This window comes from Citrobacter sp. RHBSTW-00944, from assembly GCF_013615435.1.
In the GTDB taxonomy this organism is placed as follows: Bacteria; Pseudomonadota; Gammaproteobacteria; order Enterobacterales; family Enterobacteriaceae; genus Citrobacter; species Citrobacter braakii.
In genome coordinates, this window is sequence record NZ_CP055418.1 from 1,270,966 (window position 1) to 1,288,945 (window position 17,980).

At 56.0% G+C, this 17,980-nt stretch carries 27 protein-coding genes; 25 read left to right on the plus strand and 2 right to left on the minus strand.

Annotated elements, in window-relative coordinates:
- Window positions 1-9: 9 nt before the first annotated feature.
- The 17 genes from HV334_RS05980 to HV334_RS06055 all read left to right on the plus strand — a co-directional run bounded on the left by HV334_RS05980 (window position 10) and on the right by HV334_RS06055 (window position 9,310).
- A complete protein-coding gene (locus HV334_RS05980) occupies window positions 10-1,074 on the plus strand; it encodes a phage major capsid protein, P2 family (RefSeq protein WP_181221281.1) in 1,065 nt (354 codons plus the stop codon).
- A 3-nt stretch (window positions 1,075-1,077) separates the two neighbouring features.
- Window positions 1,078-1,728 (plus strand): phage terminase small subunit, encoded by a 651-nt coding sequence (gene gpM, locus HV334_RS05985; RefSeq protein WP_000059173.1) that lies wholly within the window; start codon window positions 1,078-1,080, stop codon window positions 1,726-1,728.
- A 93-nt stretch (window positions 1,729-1,821) separates the two neighbouring features.
- Complete coding sequence (locus HV334_RS05990; protein WP_063886531.1) at window positions 1,822-2,286, plus strand: head completion/stabilization protein; 465 nt, start codon at window positions 1,822-1,824, stop codon at window positions 2,284-2,286.
- Window positions 2,286-2,489 (plus strand): tail protein X, encoded by a 204-nt coding sequence (locus HV334_RS05995; protein ID WP_000868184.1) that lies wholly within the window; start codon window positions 2,286-2,288, stop codon window positions 2,487-2,489. The genes HV334_RS05990 and HV334_RS05995 overlap by 1 nt, the downstream gene beginning before the upstream one ends.
- 3 nt (window positions 2,490-2,492) lie before the next feature.
- A complete protein-coding gene (locus tag HV334_RS06000; protein ID WP_000171565.1) occupies window positions 2,493-2,708 on the plus strand; it encodes an HP1 family phage holin in 216 nt (71 codons plus the stop codon).
- Window positions 2,689-3,198, plus strand: a complete 510-nt coding sequence (locus tag HV334_RS06005) for a lysozyme (RefSeq protein WP_058109215.1) — start codon at window positions 2,689-2,691, stop codon at window positions 3,196-3,198. Before HV334_RS06000 ends, HV334_RS06005 begins: the two co-directional genes overlap by 20 nt.
- A 4-nt stretch (window positions 3,199-3,202) precedes the next feature.
- Window positions 3,203-3,580 carry a DNZ54_00345 family protein gene (locus tag HV334_RS06010; RefSeq protein WP_001528673.1) on the plus strand — a complete coding sequence of 126 codons (378 nt, stop codon included), beginning with the start codon at window positions 3,203-3,205 and terminating at the stop codon, window positions 3,578-3,580.
- On the plus strand, window positions 3,577-4,005 hold the full coding sequence (gene lysB / locus HV334_RS25255) for an Rz-like lysis system protein LysB (protein WP_172725519.1): 429 nt from the start codon (window positions 3,577-3,579) through the stop codon (window positions 4,003-4,005). Before HV334_RS06010 ends, lysB begins: the two co-directional genes overlap by 4 nt.
- Window positions 3,893-4,138 (plus strand): Rz1-like lysis system protein LysC, encoded by a 246-nt coding sequence (gene lysC / locus HV334_RS25150; RefSeq protein ID WP_072600794.1) that lies wholly within the window; start codon window positions 3,893-3,895, stop codon window positions 4,136-4,138. Before lysB ends, lysC begins: the two co-directional genes overlap by 113 nt.
- Complete coding sequence (locus HV334_RS06020) at window positions 4,101-4,532, plus strand: phage tail protein (protein ID WP_181221282.1); 432 nt, start codon at window positions 4,101-4,103, stop codon at window positions 4,530-4,532. Before lysC ends, HV334_RS06020 begins: the two co-directional genes overlap by 38 nt.
- Window positions 4,525-4,971 carry a phage virion morphogenesis protein gene (locus HV334_RS06025; protein ID WP_046669932.1) on the plus strand — a complete coding sequence of 149 codons (447 nt, stop codon included), beginning with the start codon at window positions 4,525-4,527 and terminating at the stop codon, window positions 4,969-4,971. Before HV334_RS06020 ends, HV334_RS06025 begins: the two co-directional genes overlap by 8 nt.
- 68 nt (window positions 4,972-5,039) lie before the next feature.
- Complete coding sequence (locus HV334_RS06030) at window positions 5,040-5,618, plus strand: phage baseplate assembly protein V (protein ID WP_181221283.1); 579 nt, start codon at window positions 5,040-5,042, stop codon at window positions 5,616-5,618.
- On the plus strand, window positions 5,615-5,974 hold the full coding sequence (locus tag HV334_RS06035; RefSeq protein WP_181221284.1) for a GPW/gp25 family protein: 360 nt from the start codon (window positions 5,615-5,617) through the stop codon (window positions 5,972-5,974). The genes HV334_RS06030 and HV334_RS06035 overlap by 4 nt, the downstream gene beginning before the upstream one ends.
- A complete protein-coding gene (locus HV334_RS06040) occupies window positions 5,961-6,869 on the plus strand; it encodes a baseplate assembly protein (RefSeq protein WP_058109218.1) in 909 nt (302 codons plus the stop codon). Before HV334_RS06035 ends, HV334_RS06040 begins: the two co-directional genes overlap by 14 nt.
- Window positions 6,862-7,467, plus strand: coding sequence for a phage tail protein I (locus tag HV334_RS06045; RefSeq protein WP_001397640.1), 606 nt, complete (start codon window positions 6,862-6,864; stop codon window positions 7,465-7,467). The genes HV334_RS06040 and HV334_RS06045 overlap by 8 nt, the downstream gene beginning before the upstream one ends.
- The gene (locus tag HV334_RS06050; RefSeq protein WP_249415057.1) at window positions 7,464-8,969 is read left to right on the plus strand and encodes a phage tail protein; all 1,506 of its coding nucleotides are present in this window, start codon (window positions 7,464-7,466) and stop codon (window positions 8,967-8,969) included. The genes HV334_RS06045 and HV334_RS06050 overlap by 4 nt, the downstream gene beginning before the upstream one ends.
- Entirely contained in the window at window positions 8,966-9,310 is a 345-nt protein-coding gene (locus HV334_RS06055) for a tail fiber assembly protein (protein ID WP_108361571.1), read from the plus strand. Before HV334_RS06050 ends, HV334_RS06055 begins: the two co-directional genes overlap by 4 nt.
- Here the strand turns inward: HV334_RS06055 and HV334_RS06060 are convergent.
- On the minus strand, window positions 9,291-9,884 hold the full coding sequence (locus tag HV334_RS06060; protein WP_127790544.1) for a tail fiber assembly protein: 594 nt from the start codon (window positions 9,882-9,884) through the stop codon (window positions 9,291-9,293). The two genes, HV334_RS06055 and HV334_RS06060, sit on opposite strands and share 20 nt — an antisense overlap.
- Window positions 9,884-10,360, minus strand: coding sequence for a hypothetical protein (locus HV334_RS06065; protein ID WP_181221285.1), 477 nt, complete (start codon window positions 10,358-10,360; stop codon window positions 9,884-9,886). Before HV334_RS06065 ends, HV334_RS06060 begins: the two co-directional genes overlap by 1 nt.
- 110 nt (window positions 10,361-10,470) lie before the next feature.
- Here HV334_RS06065 and HV334_RS06070 point away from each other — a divergent pair, with 110 nt between their 5' ends.
- From HV334_RS06070 to HV334_RS06105, 8 genes are all read left to right on the plus strand, one after another.
- Window positions 10,471-11,028 (plus strand): recombinase family protein, encoded by a 558-nt coding sequence (locus HV334_RS06070; RefSeq protein ID WP_048233364.1) that lies wholly within the window; start codon window positions 10,471-10,473, stop codon window positions 11,026-11,028.
- Window positions 11,029-11,111: 83 nt separating this feature from the next.
- Window positions 11,112-12,284, plus strand: a complete 1,173-nt coding sequence (locus HV334_RS06075; protein WP_071445014.1) for a phage tail sheath protein — start codon at window positions 11,112-11,114, stop codon at window positions 12,282-12,284.
- A 9-nt stretch (window positions 12,285-12,293) separates the two neighbouring features.
- Window positions 12,294-12,809 (plus strand): phage major tail tube protein, encoded by a 516-nt coding sequence (locus HV334_RS06080; protein ID WP_001397630.1) that lies wholly within the window; start codon window positions 12,294-12,296, stop codon window positions 12,807-12,809.
- Window positions 12,810-12,863: 54 nt separating this feature from the next.
- Complete coding sequence (locus tag HV334_RS06085; protein ID WP_001397629.1) at window positions 12,864-13,166, plus strand: phage tail assembly protein; 303 nt, start codon at window positions 12,864-12,866, stop codon at window positions 13,164-13,166.
- 14 nt (window positions 13,167-13,180) lie between these two features.
- The gene (locus HV334_RS06090) at window positions 13,181-13,300 is read left to right on the plus strand and encodes a GpE family phage tail protein (protein WP_001397628.1); all 120 of its coding nucleotides are present in this window, start codon (window positions 13,181-13,183) and stop codon (window positions 13,298-13,300) included.
- The gene (locus tag HV334_RS06095; RefSeq protein ID WP_181221286.1) at window positions 13,293-16,358 is read left to right on the plus strand and encodes a phage tail tape measure protein; all 3,066 of its coding nucleotides are present in this window, start codon (window positions 13,293-13,295) and stop codon (window positions 16,356-16,358) included. The genes HV334_RS06090 and HV334_RS06095 overlap by 8 nt, the downstream gene beginning before the upstream one ends.
- Complete coding sequence (locus tag HV334_RS06100; protein ID WP_000980407.1) at window positions 16,355-16,840, plus strand: phage tail protein; 486 nt, start codon at window positions 16,355-16,357, stop codon at window positions 16,838-16,840. Before HV334_RS06095 ends, HV334_RS06100 begins: the two co-directional genes overlap by 4 nt.
- Window positions 16,837-17,937, plus strand: coding sequence for a phage late control D family protein (locus tag HV334_RS06105; protein WP_181221287.1), 1,101 nt, complete (start codon window positions 16,837-16,839; stop codon window positions 17,935-17,937). Before HV334_RS06100 ends, HV334_RS06105 begins: the two co-directional genes overlap by 4 nt.
- Window positions 17,938-17,980 lie beyond the last annotated feature (43 nt).

The window sequence follows — 17,980 nt, forward strand, 5'->3', positions numbered from 1 at the left end:
TAAAACCCGATGAAAAAGAAAACCCGCTTTGCCTTTAACGCTTACCTGCAGCAGCTGGCGCGCCTGAACGGTGTGGAGGTTGAAGAACTCTCCAGTAAGTTCACTGTGGAGCCGTCCGTGCAGCAGACGCTGGAAGACCAGATCCAGCAGTCCGCCGCTTTCCTGACACTGGTTAACATCACGCCGGTCACTGAGCAGTCCGGGCAGCTGCTGGGGCTGGGCGTTGGCAGCACCATTGCCGGAACCACCGATACCACCACCAAAGAGCGCGAGCCTACCGATCCGACGCTCATGGAAGACGTGGAATACAAATGCGAACAGACCAACTTTGATACGGTGCTGACCTACGCAAAACTGGACCTGTGGGCAAAGTTCCAGGACTTCCAGGTGCGTATCCGCAACGCCATCGTCAAGCGTCAGGCGCTGGACCGCATCATGATCGGCTTTAACGGCGTGAAGCGCGCCAAAACCTCCAATCGTGCTGAAAACCCGCTGCTGCAGGACGTCAATAAAGGCTGGCTGCAGAAAATCCGCGAAGACGCGCCGGATCACGTCATGGGCAGCAAAACCGCAGAAGACGGCACCACTACTGCGGAACCGGTAAAAGTAGGTCCGGGTGGTAAGTATGTAAATCTTGACGCGGTGGTGATGGATACCGTCAACGAGCTGATCGATGTGGAGTATCAGGATGATGACGAACTGGTTGTTGTCTGTGGTCGTGAACTGCTTTCTGACAAGTATTTCCCGCTGGTCAACAAAGAGCAGGACAACAGCGAGAAAATCGCCGCCGATCTGATCATCAGCCAGAAACGCATGGGCGGCCTGCAGGCTGTGCGCGCGCCTTTCTTCCCGGCAAATGCCCTGCTGATCACCCGTCTGGATAACCTGTCCATCTACTGGCAGGAAGACACCCGCCGCCGTTCTGTTATCGACAACCCGAAACGTGACCGGATTGAAAACTTTGAATCCGTCAACGAGGCGTATGTGGTCGAGGACTACCGCTGCGCGGCGCTGGTAGAAAACATCGAAATCGGTGATTTCAGCGCGCCTGCCGCACCGGAAAGTGGGGAATAACGCATGAGCCTGAGTCCCGCACGGCAGCACCGCCTGCGCATTCAGGCTGAACAGGCCGCCCGTGAGGGCGGCAGTGTTCGCCATGCGTCGGGCTATGACCTGATGCTGCTGCAGCTGGCAGAAGACCGCCGCCGCCTCAAGGGCGTCCAGTCCACGGTGAAAAAGGCGGAAATCAAGGTGGAACTGCTGCCGAAATATTCCGCCTGGGCGGAGGGCGTGCTGGCTGCCGGAGGTGCGCAGCAGGATGATGTGCTGATGTACGTGATGCTGTGGCGTATTGACGCCGGTGATTATGCCGGTGCGCTCGAAATCGGGCGCCATGCGCTGCGCCATGGCTGGGTGATGCCTCTGGGCAACCGTAACGTGCAGACCGTGCTGGCAGAAGAAATGGCAGACGCGGCGCAAAGCGCTCTGCTTGCCGCTGCCGGTTTTGATGCCGATCTACTTCTGCAGACGCTGGACCTGACCACCGATCTGGATATGCCGGACCAGTCGCGGGCGCGCCTGCATAAAGCCATCGGCGCTGTACTGAGCGAAAGCAACCCAGCGTCTGCCCTGAATCACCTTAACCATGCGCTGCAGCTTGATCCCCGCTGCGGTGTGAAAAAAGAAAAGCAGCAGCTGGAGCGCAGACTGCGCAATGACAGCCGCTAACGAACGTGCCCCGCGCACGGGCGGCACGGGATGGCGAAAGGCACTGCCACATCAAAATTCCGTCCACCGCCCACTTATTCAGGAGAAAGCCGCATGAAGTTTGTTGCGCCAGAACAGGCACCGGAACAGGCGGAGGTCATCAAAAATACGCCGTTCTGGCCTGATGTGGATCTGTCGGAATTTCGCAGTGTGATGCGCACTGACGGCACGGTGACGCCGCCACGTTTAAAGCAGGTCGTGCTGACGGCAATTTCTGAGGTTAACGCTGAGCTGTTCGACTTCCGCAACCGTCAGCAGATGCTGGGCTGGCGGACACTTGCTGAGGTTCCCGCAGAAATGCTGGACGGCAAAAGCGAGCGTATCCGGCACTACCACAACGCTGTTTTTTGCTGGGCGCGCGCCGTGCTCAATGAGCGTTATCAGGACTATGACGCCACGGCGTCAGGTGTGAAGCGAGGGGAGGAGCTGGCGGAGGCCAGCGGCGATCTGTGGCGTGATGCCCGCTGGGCTATCAGCCGGGTGCAGGATGCACCGCACTGTACGGTGGAGCTTATCTGATGAAAGTGCGTGCGCATCAGTATGACACGGTGGACGCGCTTTGCTGGCGTCATTACGGGCGTACGCAGGGTGTCACTGAGCAGGTTCTGCAGGCAAATCCGGGGCTGGCTGAGTACGGCCCATTTTTACCGCACGGGCTGCAGGTGGAGCTGCCGGACATTACGGCGTCAACCACGGCGCAGACCGTCCAGCTATGGGACTGAATTATGACGCTTGAACGAATCAGCGCCTTTATCACTTACTGCATCGCCGTGCTGCTGGCATGGCTGGGCGATCTGTCGCTCAAGGATGCGTCAACGGTTGGCGGCGTACTGATTGGTGTGCTGATGCTGGCTATCAACTGGTACTACAAACACCAGTCTTTCAAATTGTTACGTGGCGGCAAAATTTCGCGGGGGGAATATGAATCCTTCAATCGTTAAGCGCTGCCTTGTCGGGGCGGTGCTGGCTATCGCCGCCACGCTGCCCGGTTTCCAGTCGCTTCATACCTCCGTTGAGGGGCTGAAACTGATCGCCGATTACGAGGGATGCCGCCTGCAGCCTTATCAGTGCAGCGCGGGCGTGTGGACCGACGGGATCGGCAATACGTCCGGTGTGGTGCCGGGCAAAACTATCACGGAACGGCAGGCGGCGCAGGGACTTATCACCAATGTGCTGCGCGTGGAGCGGGCGCTGGAAAAATGTGTGGTGCAGCCGATGCCGCAAAAGGTCTATGACGCGGTGGTGTCGTTTGCTTTCAACGTGGGCACCGGCAACGCCTGCAACTCCACGCTGGTTAAGTTGCTGAACCAGCGGCGCTGGGCGGATGCCTGCCATCAACTGCCGCGCTGGGTATATGTCAAAGGTGTGTTTAATCAGGGGCTGGACAACCGCCGCGCGCGGGAAATGGCCTGGTGCTTAAAAGGAGCATAACGGAATGAAAAAGAAAGTCATGAGCGTTTTTTTCCAGCTGGCATGGGCTGCGCTGTTGGTTATCAGCCTGCTGTATCCGCGCAGCGTTGCGCCGGTTCTGGTTGGTGCGTCTGTCTGGGTGTCATGCTTCCTCGCCTGGCTGCTTGCTGCGCTGTGCGCTGTAGGGTGGTTCGCCGGAGATCGGGCGCGCGATGAGGTCAGGGCGGCATTGCTGAAATTCAGGGCGCACCCCGTAAAACCCGTGCGTACATGGGTAATCAGGCTGCTTATTGTTCTGTGCCTGGCGTTTTCTGGATGGGTGATCACCCTGGTGTTTTACCTGCTGACGCTGGTTCTGTATCAGATTGCCCGCGCGCCGCTTCATGAGCCGATGGCGGCCTGATGCGTGCGCTGGCGGTAGTGCTGGCGCTGGTACTTGCGGCGCTGGGCTGGCAGTCGTGGCGGCTTAACAATGCCAGCCACACTATCGAGACGCAGGGCGCGGCGCTGAAAAGCAAAACGCAGGAGCTGACGAAGAAAAACAGCCAACTGATCGGCCTGTCCATTCTGACCGAAACCAACAGCCGGGAGCAGGCGCGGCTTTATGCGGCAGCGGAACAGACCACCGCACTTCTGCGCAGCCGCCAGCACCGGATCGAGGAACTGAAACGTGAAAATGAGGATTTGCGCCGCTGGGCTGATACTCCTTTGCCTGCTGACATTATCCGGCTGCGGGAGCGTCCGGCCCTCGCCGGAGGTGCAGCTTACCGTGAGTGGCTGTCCCAGAGTGACGCAGTGCCGTCTGGAAAGGTCAGCGCCGCGCAGTAACGGCGATCTGAACGCGGTGCTGGATGAAACCGAGGCCGCCTGGGCGGTCTGTGCTGACAAAGTGGACACGATTATTGCGTGTCAGGAGCGAGACAGTGAACAAACCGCAGTCCTTACGCAGCGCCCTGAATAAAGCGGTTGCTTATGTCCGCGACAACCCGGACAAGCTGCACCTTTTCGTTGATAACGGCTCACTGGTGGCAACCGGTGCCAGCTCTATGTCATGGGAATACCGCTACACCCTGAACGTGGTGATCGAGGATTTCAGCGGCGACCAGAATCTGCTGATGGCTCCTGTGCTGCTGTGGCTAAGTGACAACCAGCCGGATGCTATCAATAACCCGGAGCTGCGCGAAAAACTGTTCACCTTTGAAGTGGATATTCTGCGCAACGATGTGTGCGATATCAGCCTGAACCTGCAACTGACGGAGCGCGTGCTGGTCAGCACTAACGGCAGCGTGTCAAGCGTTGAAGCGGTGCTGGAGCCGGACGAACCCGAAGAAATGTGGACGGTGAAACGTGGATGAACTGCAGAGGGTGGATGACTGGCTGACGGCGCTACTGGCGAATCTGGAGCCTGCCGCGCGCAGCCGTATGATGCGGCAACTGGCGCAACAGTTGCGCCGGACGCAGCAGCAGAACATCAGGCTGCAGCGTAATCCTGACGGCAGCGGCTATGAGCCGCGCCGGGTGACAGCCCGCAGCAAGAAGGGACGCATCAAACGCCAGATGTTTGCAAAGCTTCGCACCACAAAATACCTGAAAACCACCGCCAGTGCGGACTCCGCCAGCGTGCAGTTTGATGGCAAGGTGCAGCGCATTGCCCGTGTTCACCATTACGGCCTGCGGGATCGCGTCAGCCGAAAAGGCCCGGAGGTTCGCTACGCAGAGCGCCGCCTGCTGGGCGTGAATGAAGAAGTGGAAACCGTCACCCGTGACACCATGCTGCGCTGGCTGGCGGGGTGATCTTTGTTTCATCGCTGGTACAACCGCCAGAACTGCCTACCTTTTCCCACTGATGGCAACCTTTCGTTATGAATGCACAACTGACCGAAATCATGCGCCTTATCACCAACCTGATCCGCACCGGCACCGTGACCGAAGTGGACCGGGACGGCTGGCTGTGCCGGGTGAAAACGGGCGAGCTTGAAACCAACTGGATTAGCTGGCTGACATATCGGGCTGGAAAGTCTCGCACCTGGTGGTGTCCGTCACCAGGGGAGCAGGTGGTGCTGTTCAGCCTGGGCGGAAATATGGAAACGGCTTTTGCGCTTCCCGCTATTTACTCCAATGAGTTCCCGCCGCCGTCAGATTCTGAAAGCGCTGACGTGACCGAATATGAAGATGGTGGCTGGTTTGAATATGAACCCGCCACCGGACGATGGTATGTCAAGGGCATCAAATCTATGGTGATCGAGGCAGCAGACAGCGTCACCTACAAAACCCGTGAGTTTGTGGTGGAAGCTGACAGAACGCGTATTAACAGTGACATGGTTATCAATGGCAGCGTCACACAGGGCGGCGGCGCAATGAGTTCTAACGGGATCGTGGTTGATGACCATGAGCATACTGGTGTTCTGAAAGGCGGCGACAACACGGGAGGTCCGGTATGACGTTGTATATCGGTATGAGCAGGAATGACGGGCAGGCCATTGCAGATACAGAACATCTGCGCCAGTCGGTGCGGGATATTCTGCTGACTCCGCAGGGTAGCCGTCTTGCCCGTCGGGAATATGGCTCCCTGCTGTCTGCCCTGATTGACCAGCCGCAGAACCCGGCGCTGCGCCTGCAGATTATGGCTGCGGTCTATGTGGCGCTGAACCGCTGGGAGCCGCGCCTTACGCTGGACTCCATCACCATCAGCGGCAATTTTGACGGATCTATGGTGGTTGAGCTTACCGGACACAGCAATAACGGCGCGCCAGTTTCCCTTTCCGTATCAACAGGAGCAGACAATGGCAGTCATTGATCTTTCCCAACTACCGCCGCCGCAGATTGTGGATGTGCCGGACTTTGAGGCATTGCTGGCAGAACGCAAGGCCGCCTTTGTGGCCCTCCATCCGGCTGATGAACAGGAGGCCGTTATGCGTACGTTAGCGCTGGAGTCAGAACCTGTCACCAAACTGCTGCAGGAAAATACTTACCGCGAAATTCTGCTGCGTCAGCGAATTAATGAGGCTGCGCAGGCGGTCATGGTGGCCTATTCCATGGGGAATGACCTTGAACAACTGGCAGGTAACTGCAACGTGAAGCGCCTGACGGTAGTCCCTGCAGATAATGACGCGGTGCCGCCGGTCGCCGCAGTGATGGAAAGTGATGAAGCATTACGCCAGCGTATTCCTGCAGCATTTGAGGGGCTGTCCGTTGCAGGGCCGACGGGAGCCTATGAGTTCCACGCCAGAAGCGCCGACGGGCGCGTGGCTGATGCCAGCGCAACCAGTCCTGCACCGGCAGAGGTGGTGCTTACCGTACTGAGTCGCGAGGGTGACGGTACAGCAGGGGCTGACCTGCTGGCAGTGGTTGAGCAGGCGCTTAATAGTGAAAAGGTTCGCCCGGTGGCAGACCGCCTGACGGTGCGCAGCGCTGAAATTATTCCGTACAGCGTGGATGCGACGATCTTCCTTTATCCGGGGCCGGAGGCTGAGCCTGTGATGGCAGAAGCAAAAGCCAGCCTGCAGAAATACATTGCCAGTCAGACGCGGCTGGGACGTGATATCCGCCGCAGCGCCATTTATGCCGCGTTGCATGTGGAGGGCGTCCAGCGTGTGGAACTGGCGTCCCCGCTGGAGGATGTGGTGCTGGATAAGACGCAGGCGGCGTCCTGTACAGAGTGGAGCGTCACCAACGGGGGCACAGATGAATAGTCTGTTGCCGCCGGGTTCGTCGCCGCTTGAGCGCAGACTGGCGCAGACCTGCAGCGGGATTTCCGATCTGCAGGTATCGCTGCGTGATTTGTGGAACCCGGCAACCTGTCCGATCAGATTCCTGCCTTATCTGGCCTGGGCGTTTTCTGTTGACCGCTGGGATGAGAGCTGGACAGAAAGCGTCAAGCGCCGCGTTGTGCAGGACGCTTTTTATATCCATCAGCACAAGGGGACAACCAGCGCCGTGCGGCGCGTGGTGGAGCCGTTTGGCTTCCTGATCCGCATCATTGAGTGGTGGCAGACCGGCGAAACGCCGGGGACGTTCCGTCTGGATATTGGCGTGCAGGACCAGGGCATAACAGAAGAAACCTATCTGGAGCTGGAGCGCCTGATCGGTGACGCAAAACCATGCAGCCGTCATCTGGTTGGTATGTCCATCAACCTGCAGACAGGCGGCCCGTATTTTGTGGGTGCAGCCACCTACACCGGCGAAGAAATCACGATCTACCCGTATATCAACGAAACCATTATTTCCGGCGGCACCGCTTATGAGGGCGGGGCGGTCCATGTTATTGACACGATGAGAGTGAACCCATGAGCGCAAAATTTTACACCCTGCTGACGGATATCGGCGCGGCGAAACTGGCAAGCGCCGCCGCGCTCGGTGTCCCGTTGAAAATTACCCATATGGCGGTGGGCAGCGGTGGCGGTGCGCTGCCCACACCCAACGCGCAACAGACCGCATTAGTTACTGAGGAGCGCCGCGCAGCGCTGAATATGCTGTATATCGACCCGCAGAACAGCAGCCAGATTATTGCAGAGCAGGTGATCCCGGAAAATGAGGGCGGGTGGTGGATCCGTGAAGTCGGCCTGTTTGATGAAACCGGCGCGCTGATTGCTGTGGGAAACTGCCCGGAGAGCTACAAGCCGAAACTGGCGGAGGGCAGCGGACGCACGCAGACCGTGCGTATGGTACTGATTACCAGCAGCACCGATAACATCACCCTGAAAATTGACCCTGCTGTGGTTCTGGCAACCCGCAAATATGTGGATGATAAGGTGCTGGAGCTTAAGGTATATGTGGATGACCTGATGGCAAAGCATCTTGCTGCTGTTGATCCCCATTCGCAGTATGCGCCAAAAGACAGTCCGACGCTGACAGGCATGCCTAAAACGCCAACGCCACCGGCAGGAAACAACAGTACCCTGATTGCCAGCACCGCCTTTGTACAGGCTGCTATTATTGCCCTGATTGGTGGCGCCCCGGCAACGCTGGATACGCTGAAAGAAATTGCAGCAGCTATCAATAATGATCCGAATTTCAGTACCACCATTAACAATGCGCTGGCACTGAAAGCACCGCTGGCAAGTCCGGCTCTGACCGGAACGCCAACGGCTCCCACTGCTGTTCAGTCAACGAATAATACGCAGATTGCCACTACCGCGTTTGTGAAATCTGCCGTTGCGGGGCTGGTTGGTTCATCGCCGGAGGCGCTGGACACACTGAATGAACTGGCGGCGGCGCTGGGGAATGATCCTAACTTTGCGACAACAGTGATGAATGCGCTGGCGGGAAAACAGCCACTTGATGCCACGCTGACGAATCTCAGCGGGAAAAGCATTTCGGGTCTTCTCGAATACCTTCAATTGCAAGAAACGGTGAAAGAGGCCGCTGGCTCACTCCAAAAGGGGAATAACTTTTCCGACGTTGAGAATATTGTTGCTGCACGACTTAACCTTCAGTTGGGGGATTCGGCGATTTTAAACGTTGGGAAAGTCTATGGGTCTGTTGCCTCCGGAGATTCTACGTTTGGCATAGCTCAGCAGTATAAAGATGTAACATCCTCTAGGGTGCTCGGCGTGACATATACCAATACAACATCTCGTGCAATAATGATATTGGTCACGTTGGATGTTCCATTAAATGGCCGCCGAGACGCTGTTGTAGGTGGAGTAATCACATCAAGTTTTGCGTCATCAAATTCAGCCAGTCAGATCGGTACGGTTTACGCTGTCGTTCCACCAGGAGTTACATACTCAATAGCAGCATCAATTATCCCTGGTGGTTCACTGATTAGATGGATGGAGCTATCACAATGAAATACTTCAAAGATATAAATAATATTGTCTATGCCTACGAGTCGGATGGTTCTCAAGACGAATTCATAATCCCAGACCTTTCTCCAATAACTGAAAAGGAGGCGATGGATATAGCTAATCCCCCACCGACTCAGGATGAGGTGATAGCAGAGGCTGAGGCTAAAAAATTACAGCTGCGCGCCACCGCTGATGCTGAGATTGCGTGGCGGCAGGACGCTGTCGATGCGGGGGTAGCGACAGCCGCAGAAACCGTGGAGTTGGCAGAGTGGAAAAAATACCGGGTACTGCTGATGCGCGTCGATACAGCAGCCCCCGTCTGGCCTAATGCGCAGGAGGCGTAGGCCATTTGATATCCGGCGCACTGGAGGTGTCTACCGCTTCCAGTGCATCCAGATAATCCAGCCACAAATTATACTGCCCTTTTTCTGTATCTTTCATGCGTCCGAGCGCGGATTTGCCAGGCCACTGCTTGTTGTTCATGTAGTCATTGGCCTGGTCAATCCGGGACTGCTTTTCTGCGTCAGCAGTAGCAACATCAGATGCATTCTGCGCATCTGTATCCGTTACCCACTGCATACCATCCCATTTATCAAAAGGGGTAAGCGGTTTTATCAGGGTTAGCGTCTCAGCTAATTCGCCAATATCGCTCACCGTTACGACCTCACCAGATTCTTTGATATAGGCGGTCATTCCGCGAAAGTCGGGGGCTGCATCCCATGACAATCCATTCCAGATGTACGCAAATCCTTTCTTTGGCTCCGGAGCAATGGTCAGAGTGGAAAAGGCAGGAATACCGGTTCCATCAATAATACGAACATCATAGGTATCAATAAATTCACCAGTCATGGCGTCGTAACTACTGACAGTTGCAACATGTGTTTCTGTCGCATTTCCATTTTTATCAAATAACGACATTATTTAGCCCTCACAATCATATTCCACGCCGCGTTTTTCATTCTGTTTTCATTTGCCGTTCTTACAACTGACGCATTATCAAAGCCTATCGCTCTGTAATATAAATATGCTGATGATACCGCCGCTGAGGCGTACCAGTGCTGAGATGGTTTAGGTGTAATGGTGAATGCGCCGGTAGCCTGGAGAGAGTCACCTGAACCCATATCTGTAAGTTCGCCGGTTATTCTCTGCATCGCATCATTCTGTTCCGACATCAGTACACGTCCGGCATCGACACCCCGCCCCCAGTCCCACCCTCGCACCACGTTAGCACGCATATCTACGGGTAAATGCAGGTTCGGGTGTAATGTCGCAAGTAGCGGATACTTTACCGGATCGAATGACTGCCCTATGTACGGGATAAACTCCATCTTCATATCAGGGTAAATTTCATTCGGCATTTTGTCAGACGGCCATTCAATCAATTCGCCTATCATCGGTGCGCCATACTTTGCGAAATTTGGCAGTTCTTCCAAATGAACGTTTAAGAAAATGCCGTTTTCCCGCCTGGCTGGCATTATTTGGACTTTTGCATAAGGGAAAACAAATGTTAGTCGGCTATGTGCGCGTATCAACAAGTGAGCAAAACACAGCGCTGCAGCGTGATGCACTGGAACGCTCAGGATGTGAGCTAATTTTTGAAGACAAAATGAGCGGAAAAACAGCAGACAGGCCAGGGCTAAAAAGGTTGCTCAGGACGTTATCAGAGGGAGACACGCTGGTTGTATGGAAGCTCGACAGGCTGGGAAGAAGCATGCGACACCTTGTTACCCTGATAGAAGAACTCCGGCAGCGCGGAGTTAATTTCCGTAGTCTGACTGACAGCATAGACACCAGTACGCCAATGGGGCGGTTTTTCTTTCACGTTATGGGGGCATTGGCGGAGATGGAACGCGAGCTGATAGTGGAACGAACCCGTGCGGGACTGGAAGCTGCAAGAGCTAAAGGCAGGATTGGAGGGCGAAGACCAAAACTGACGCCAGAGCAATGGGCACAGGCTGGCAGGTTACTTGCTGCAGGTGAAACACGGCAGCGGGTTGCTTTAATTTTTGATGTGGGGATCTCGACGTTATACCGCAAATATCCTGCGACATTGTGTGATTAACAGGACAACGCCGCGCAGCTGTCTGCGTGACGTAATCAATACAACATAGGGCGAAGCCTATTCCAATCAGGAGGTTCGCCGCTATGGCTCAGGATTACCACCACGGGGTGCGCGTTGTTGAAGTCAACGACGGCACCCGCTCCCTTACCACGGTAAGCACCGCTATCGTGGGTATGGTCTGCACCGGCGATGATGCTGATGCGTCCGTATTCCCTCTCAATAAGCCGGTTCTGCTGACGGATGTGCTGGAGGCCAGCGGTAAAGCAGGCGAGTCCGGCACACTGGCTCGTTCGCTGGATGCGATTGCCGACCAGTCAAAGCCCGTAACGGTTGTTGTGCGCGTGGCACAGGGTGAAACCGAAGCGGAAACCACCTCCAATATTATCGGTGGCGTCACGTCCGACGGTAAAAAAACGGGGATGAAAGCGCTGCTTTCTGCGCAGTCGCAGCTGAAAGTTAAGCCGCGCATTCTCGGTGTGCCGGGGCACGACACGCAGGCAGTTGCCACTGAGCTGATGAGTGTTGCGCAGAGCCTGCGCGGGTTTGCCTACCTGTCTGCCTATGGCTGTAAGACGGTGGAGGAAGCCATTGCATACCGGGACAATTTCAGCCAGCGAGAGGGGATGCTGATCTGGCCTGATTTCATCAACTTTGACACCGTTTTGAAAGCCGATGCGACGGCTTACGCCTCGGCCCGTGCGCTCGGTTTGCGCGCCAAAATTGACGAACAGACCGGCTGGCACAAAACCCTGTCCAACGTGGGTGTGAATGGCGTCACCGGTATTTCCGCTGATGTATTCTGGGATCTGCAGGACCCGGCAACGGATGCGGGACTGCTGAACCAGAACGACGTCACCACGCTGATCTGTAAAGACGGGTTCCGCTTCTGGGGTTCCCGCTGCCTCAGTGACGATCCCTTGTTTGCGTTTGAGAACTACACCCGCACGGCGCAGGTGCTGGCTGACACGATTGCAGAGGGGCATATGTGGGCGGTGGATAAGCCACTGAATCCGTCACTGGCCCGCGACATTATCGAAGGTATCCGCGCCAAATTACGCAGCCTGGTGAATCAGGGATACCTCATCGGGGCTGACTGCTGGCTGGATGAGTCAGTGAACGATAAAGACTCCCTGAAAGCCGGGAAACTCACCATCGACTACGACTACACGCCTGTGCCGCCGCTTGAAAATCTGATGCTGCGCCAGCGCATCACCGATCGCTACCTGGTCGATTTTGCCAGCCGTGTCAGTGCATAAGGGGGATACATGGCATTACCACGCAAGTTAAAACACCTGAACCTGTTCAACGACGGGAACAACTGGCAGGGGATCGTTGAGTCCCTGACTCTGCCGAAATTCACCCGCAAGTTTGAGAAGTATCGCGGCGGCGGTATGCCGGGCGCGGTGGATGTGGATATGGGGCTGGATGACGGCGCACTGGACACGGAATTTTCAATCGGCGGCACCGAATTGTTGTTATTCAAGCAGATGGGAGCTGCCACGGTGGATGGTATCCAGTTGCGTTTTACCGGCTCTATTCAGCGTGACGATACTGGCGAAGTGCAGGCCGTTGAGCTGGTTGTGCGCGGGCGTCATAAAGAGGTGGATTCCGGCGAGTGGAAAACCGGAGAAAGTAGCGCCACCAAAGTCAGCAGCACCAACAGTTACGCGAAGCTGACCATTAACGGCGAGGTGCTCTATGAGGTTGATGTGGTCAACATGATTGAAATCGTTGACGGCGTGGACCTGATGGAAGCGCACCGTAACGCCCTTGGCCTCTGATTTAACTTAACGGCGCGGTGATCCGCGCCAGTATCTGATTAACAGGAAACGAACATGAACGACAAGCTGACTGAAAAAACCGTACAACTGGATACGCCCATCATGCGCGGTAAAACCCAAATCACCGAAATTGTGCTGCGTAAGCCGCAGTCCGGTGCGCTGCGCGGCACCCGCCTGCAGGCCATTATGGATATGGACGTGGGGGCCATGATGACAGTGATCCCGCGTATTTCCACCCCAACGCTGACCGCACAGGAAATGGCTGAACTGGACCCCGCCGATCTCACCGCGCTGTCGGTCGAGGTGGTGACTTTTTTGTTGAAGAAGTCGGTGCTTGCCGGTTTACCGACAGCCTGACGATTGATGACCTGGTGGCGGATATCGCCACCATCTTTCACTGGTCGCCGTCCATCACTGACGTTATGCCGCTGACTGAGGTGCTGGAGTGGCGGCACAAAGCGATTCAGAGAAGCGGGGCCAGCGATGAGTGACAATAACCTGCGTCTGCAGGTGATTCTGAATGCGGTTGACAAGCTCACCCGCCCATTTCGATCCGCGCAGGCCAGCTCGAGGGAGCTGGCTACTGTGCTTCAAACTACCCGGAACAGCCTGAAAGAACTGAATAAACAGGCCGGGCGTATTGATGAATTCCGTAAAACCAGGTCACAGCTTGCTATTACTGCAAAAAATCTCAACGCCGCACGCGAAGAAGCCGCAAAACTTGCCACTCAGTTTGCTGCAACAAACCGCCCAACCGCTGCGCAGGCCAAGTTATTTAGCCAGGCGAAAACCCGCGTACAGGAACTGCAGCAGACATACAACGGTCTGTTGGGTTCGGTACAAAGACAGCGGCAGGCGCTGAAAGAATCCGGGATCGATACTAAACAGCTTAGTAGCGCGCAGCGGGAACTGCGGAAAAATGCAGATGAAACAAGGCAGGCTCTTGAACGTCAGCAGAAATCCCTGAAACGTCTGGGCGAACAGCAGGCAAAAATGAATGCTGCCCGTGAGCAATATTCCCGACGCCTTGAGGTGCGGGATCGCATCGCAGGGGCAGGTGCTACTACCACGGCGGCAGGGGTAGCAATGGGGGCACCTGTTGTGGCGGCAGTTAAGAGCTATAGCAGCATGGAAGATGCCATGAAAGGCGTGGCGAAGCAGATGAATGGCCTGCGGGATGATAACGGGAATCGCACGAAACAATATTATGACATGCAGGATGCCATCAAGGCCGCCAGTGAAGATTTGCCGATGGAGAATGGCGCTATAGACTATGCCGCGCTGGTTGAAGGGGGCGCGCGTATGGGCGTGACCAACCAGGACGATCCCTTTGAGGACCAGAAACGTGACCTGCTGGCCTTTGCATCCACGGCGGCAAAAGCTGCAACGGCCTTTGAACTGCCTGCCGATGAGCTGGCGGAAGGGCTGGGGAAAATCGCGCAGCTCTATAAAGTTCCGACGCGCAATATTGAACAACTGGGCGATGCGCTGAATTACCTGGACGATAACGCCATGTCAAAGGGTGGGGACATTATCAACGTCCTGCAGCGCATGGGGGGAGTGGCTGACCGCCTTGACTTCCGAAAGGCTGCTGCGCTGGGTTCAACATTCCTTTCTTTGGGGGCTGCCCCGGAAATCGCCGCCAGCGCTTCTAATGCCATGGTGCGTGAGCTGTCCATTGCCACCATGCAAAGTAAACGCTTCTTTGAAGGTATGGATCTGCTGAAACTCAATCCGGAGGAGATTGAAAAGCAGATGACCACCGATGCCATGGGAACCATTCAGCGGGTTCTGGAGAAGGTCAACAATTTGCCGCAGGATAAACGCCTGTCAGCCATGACAATGATTTTTGGCAAAGAGTTTGGCGATGACGCGGCAAAGCTGGCTAACAACCTGCCTGAGCTGCAGCGCCAGCTGAAACTCACATCAGGCAGTGGTGCTAATGGCTCCATGCAGAAAGAATCCGACATTAACAAGGATTCATTGTCTGCGCAGTGGTTGCTGGTTAAGACTGGCGCGCAGAACGCTTTCAGCAGCCTGGGGGAAACGTTGCGCCAGCCGCTGATGGATATTATGGGTATGGTTAAGGGCGTGACCGGGGCGCTGCGTCGCTGGGTGGAGCAGAATCCCGTACTGGCTGGCACGCTGATGAAAGTGGCGGCGGCTACGGCGGTTATCACTGTTGGACTGGGAACACTTGCGGTGGCGGTGGCTGCGGTGCTGGGGCCGATTGCAGTGATCCGATTTGGCCTGTCTGTGCTGGGTGTAAAAACATTACCTTCCGTTGCTGCAGCAGTAACACGTACTGGCAGTGCCCTGTCATGGCTGGCAGGTGCGCCACTTTCCCTGTTGCGTCGGGGTATGGCGTCATCCGGTGGCAGTGTCGGGTTGCTGAGTGCCCCGCTTAATTCCCTGCGTCGCTCAGCCGGAATAGCGGGTAATGCACTGAAAACGGTGGCAGGTGTGCCGCTTGCCGTGTTCCGTGCCGGTATGTCAGGCATCCGTAATGTTATCGGTATGGTGATGAACCCGCTGGCGGCGTTGCGGGGTGGACTGACAGCTGCCGGTGGCGTGTTGCGTTTTCTTGTTTCTGGTCCGCTGGCATTACTTCGTGGCGCGCTGTTTGGCATTTCTGGCCTGCTGGGTGCGCTGCTCAGCCCGATAGGGCTGGTTGTGGCTGCGCTGGCTGGTGTGGCGCTGGTTGTGTGGAAATACTGGCAGCCCATCAGTGCATTTCTGGGGGGCGTGGTGGAAGGGTTCAAAGCCGCTGCTGCGCCCATCAGCGCCGCCTTTGAGCCGCTCAGACCCGTGTTTCAGTGGATTGGTGACAGGGTGCAGGCCCTGTGGGGCTGGTTCAATGATTTACTTACGCCGGTTAAATCCACTTCCGAAGAACTGAACAGCGCAGCTGCAATGGGGCGCCGGTTTGGTGAGGCGCTGGCGGACGGTCTGAATATGGTGATGCACCCGCTGGAATCACTTAAATCTGGTGTGTCGTGGCTGCTGGAAAAGCTCGGTATTGTCAGTAAGGAGGCGGCAAAGGCGAAACTGCCCGCGCAGGTCACGCAGCAGCAGCCCGCCACGGTGAACAGTGACGGCAAAGTGGTGCTGCCGCCCGGCGGGTTCCCGGCTTACGCGGGGATGTACGACACGGGCGGGATCATTCCACGCGGGCAGTTTGGCATTGTCGGAGAAAATGGCCCTGAAATTGTGAACGGACCGGCAAATGTCACCAGCAGGCGGCGTACTGCTGCGCTGGCCTCTGTCGTTGCAGGCGTGATGGGGGTAGCTGCGACACCTGCAGAAGCGGCTCCGCTTCATCCGTTCAGTCTGCCTGCGAGGGCATACCAGACGCAGCCAGTTAAGGCTGACAGCCCGCCGTCAGTTATTCGTTATGAGATAAATGCGCCCATTCATATCGTCGCGCAGCCGGGACAGAGTGCGCAGGATATTGCCCGTGAAGTGGCACGCCAGCTTGACGAGCGGGAACGCAGGGCCAGGGCAAAAGCGCGCAGCAATTTCAGCGATCAGGGGGGGTATGAATCATGATGATGGTGCTGGGTTTATATGTATTTATGTTGCGCACTGTCCCTTATCAGGAGCTGCAGTATCAGCGCAGCTGGCGACATGCCGCCAACAGCCGGGTGAACCGCCGCCCGTCAACGCAGTTTCTTGGCCCGGATAATGATTCACTGACACTGTCCGGGGTTCTGCTGCCGGAAGTGACCGGAGGCAGGCTGTCATTGCTGGCGCTGGAGTTGATGGCAGAGCAGGGCAAAGCCTGGCCTTTGATTGAAGGCAGCGGAACCATTTACGGCATGTTTGTTATTGAAAGTCTGAGCCAGACAAAGACGGAGTTTTTTGCCAGCGGAATGCCCAGGCGCATTGAGTTTACGATCACCCTCAAACGGGTTGATGAATCGCTGTCTGACATGTTCGGGAGCCTGAGTGACCAGCTCAGCAACCTGCAGGACTCTGCTGCCTCTGCGATTGGGGGGATTAAGAACACGGTGGGAGGATTGCTGCAGTGAACGTTAATTCTGATCTTCTGAATCTGAACAGCAAAAGCCCGGCTTTCAGTATCGTCATTGAAGGTAAGGACGTGACGACTGTGCTGGATACCCGCCTGATGAGTCTGACGCTGACGGATAACCGGGGCTTTGAAGCGGACCAGCTTGATCTGGAGCTGGACGACGCCGACGGGCTGATCTCCCTGCCGCGACGTGGGGCAGTGATTCAGCTGGCGCTGGGCTGGAAAGGCCAGCCGCTTTTCCCTAAAGGGGCTTTTACCGTGGATGAAATTGAACACAGCGGTGCCCCTGACCGGCTGACCATCCGGGCGCGTAGCGCAGATTTCCGTGAAACCCTCAATACACGGCGCGAAAAATCATGGCATCAGACAACGGTGGGGGAGGTGGTAAAGCAAATCGCCGCCCGGCATAACCTCAAAATGGCGCTGGGTAAAGACCTGACGGATAAGGCGCTGGATCATCTGGACCAGACCAATGAAAGCGATGCAAGTTTCCTGATGAAACTGGCGAGACAGTATGGGGCGATTGCTTCCGTTAAGGACGGGAACCTGCTGTTTATCCGGCAGGGACAGGGAAGAACGGCGAGCGGCAAGCCGCTGCCGGTTATCACCATCACGCGCAAAGCCGGTGACGGTCATCGGTTCACCCTTGCTGATCGTGGTGCTTATACCGGTGTTATTGCCAGCTGGTTGCATACGCGTGAACCCAGGAAAAAAGAGACAACCAGTGTTAAGCGTCGTCGAAAGAAAACCACCACACCCAAAGAGCCGGAAGCAAAACAGGGCGATTATCTGGTGGGAACGGATGAAAACGTGCTGGTTCTTAATCGTACCTACGCCAACCGGAGCAATGCAGAGCGCGCAGCAAAAATGCAGTGGGAACGTCTGCAGCGTGGGGTTGCTTCATTTTCCCTGCAGCTCGCTGAGGGGCGGGCCGATCTCTATACGGAAATGCCGGTGAAGGTTACAGGGTTTAAGCAGCCGATCGATGATGCAGAATGGACCATTACCACCCTGACGCATTCTGTCAGCCCGGATAATGGATTTACGACCAGCATGGAGCTTGAAGTAAAGATTGATGATTTAGAAATGGAATAAATAAGTTCTCAATATTGGTTATTTGTGTATCATTATTGAGATT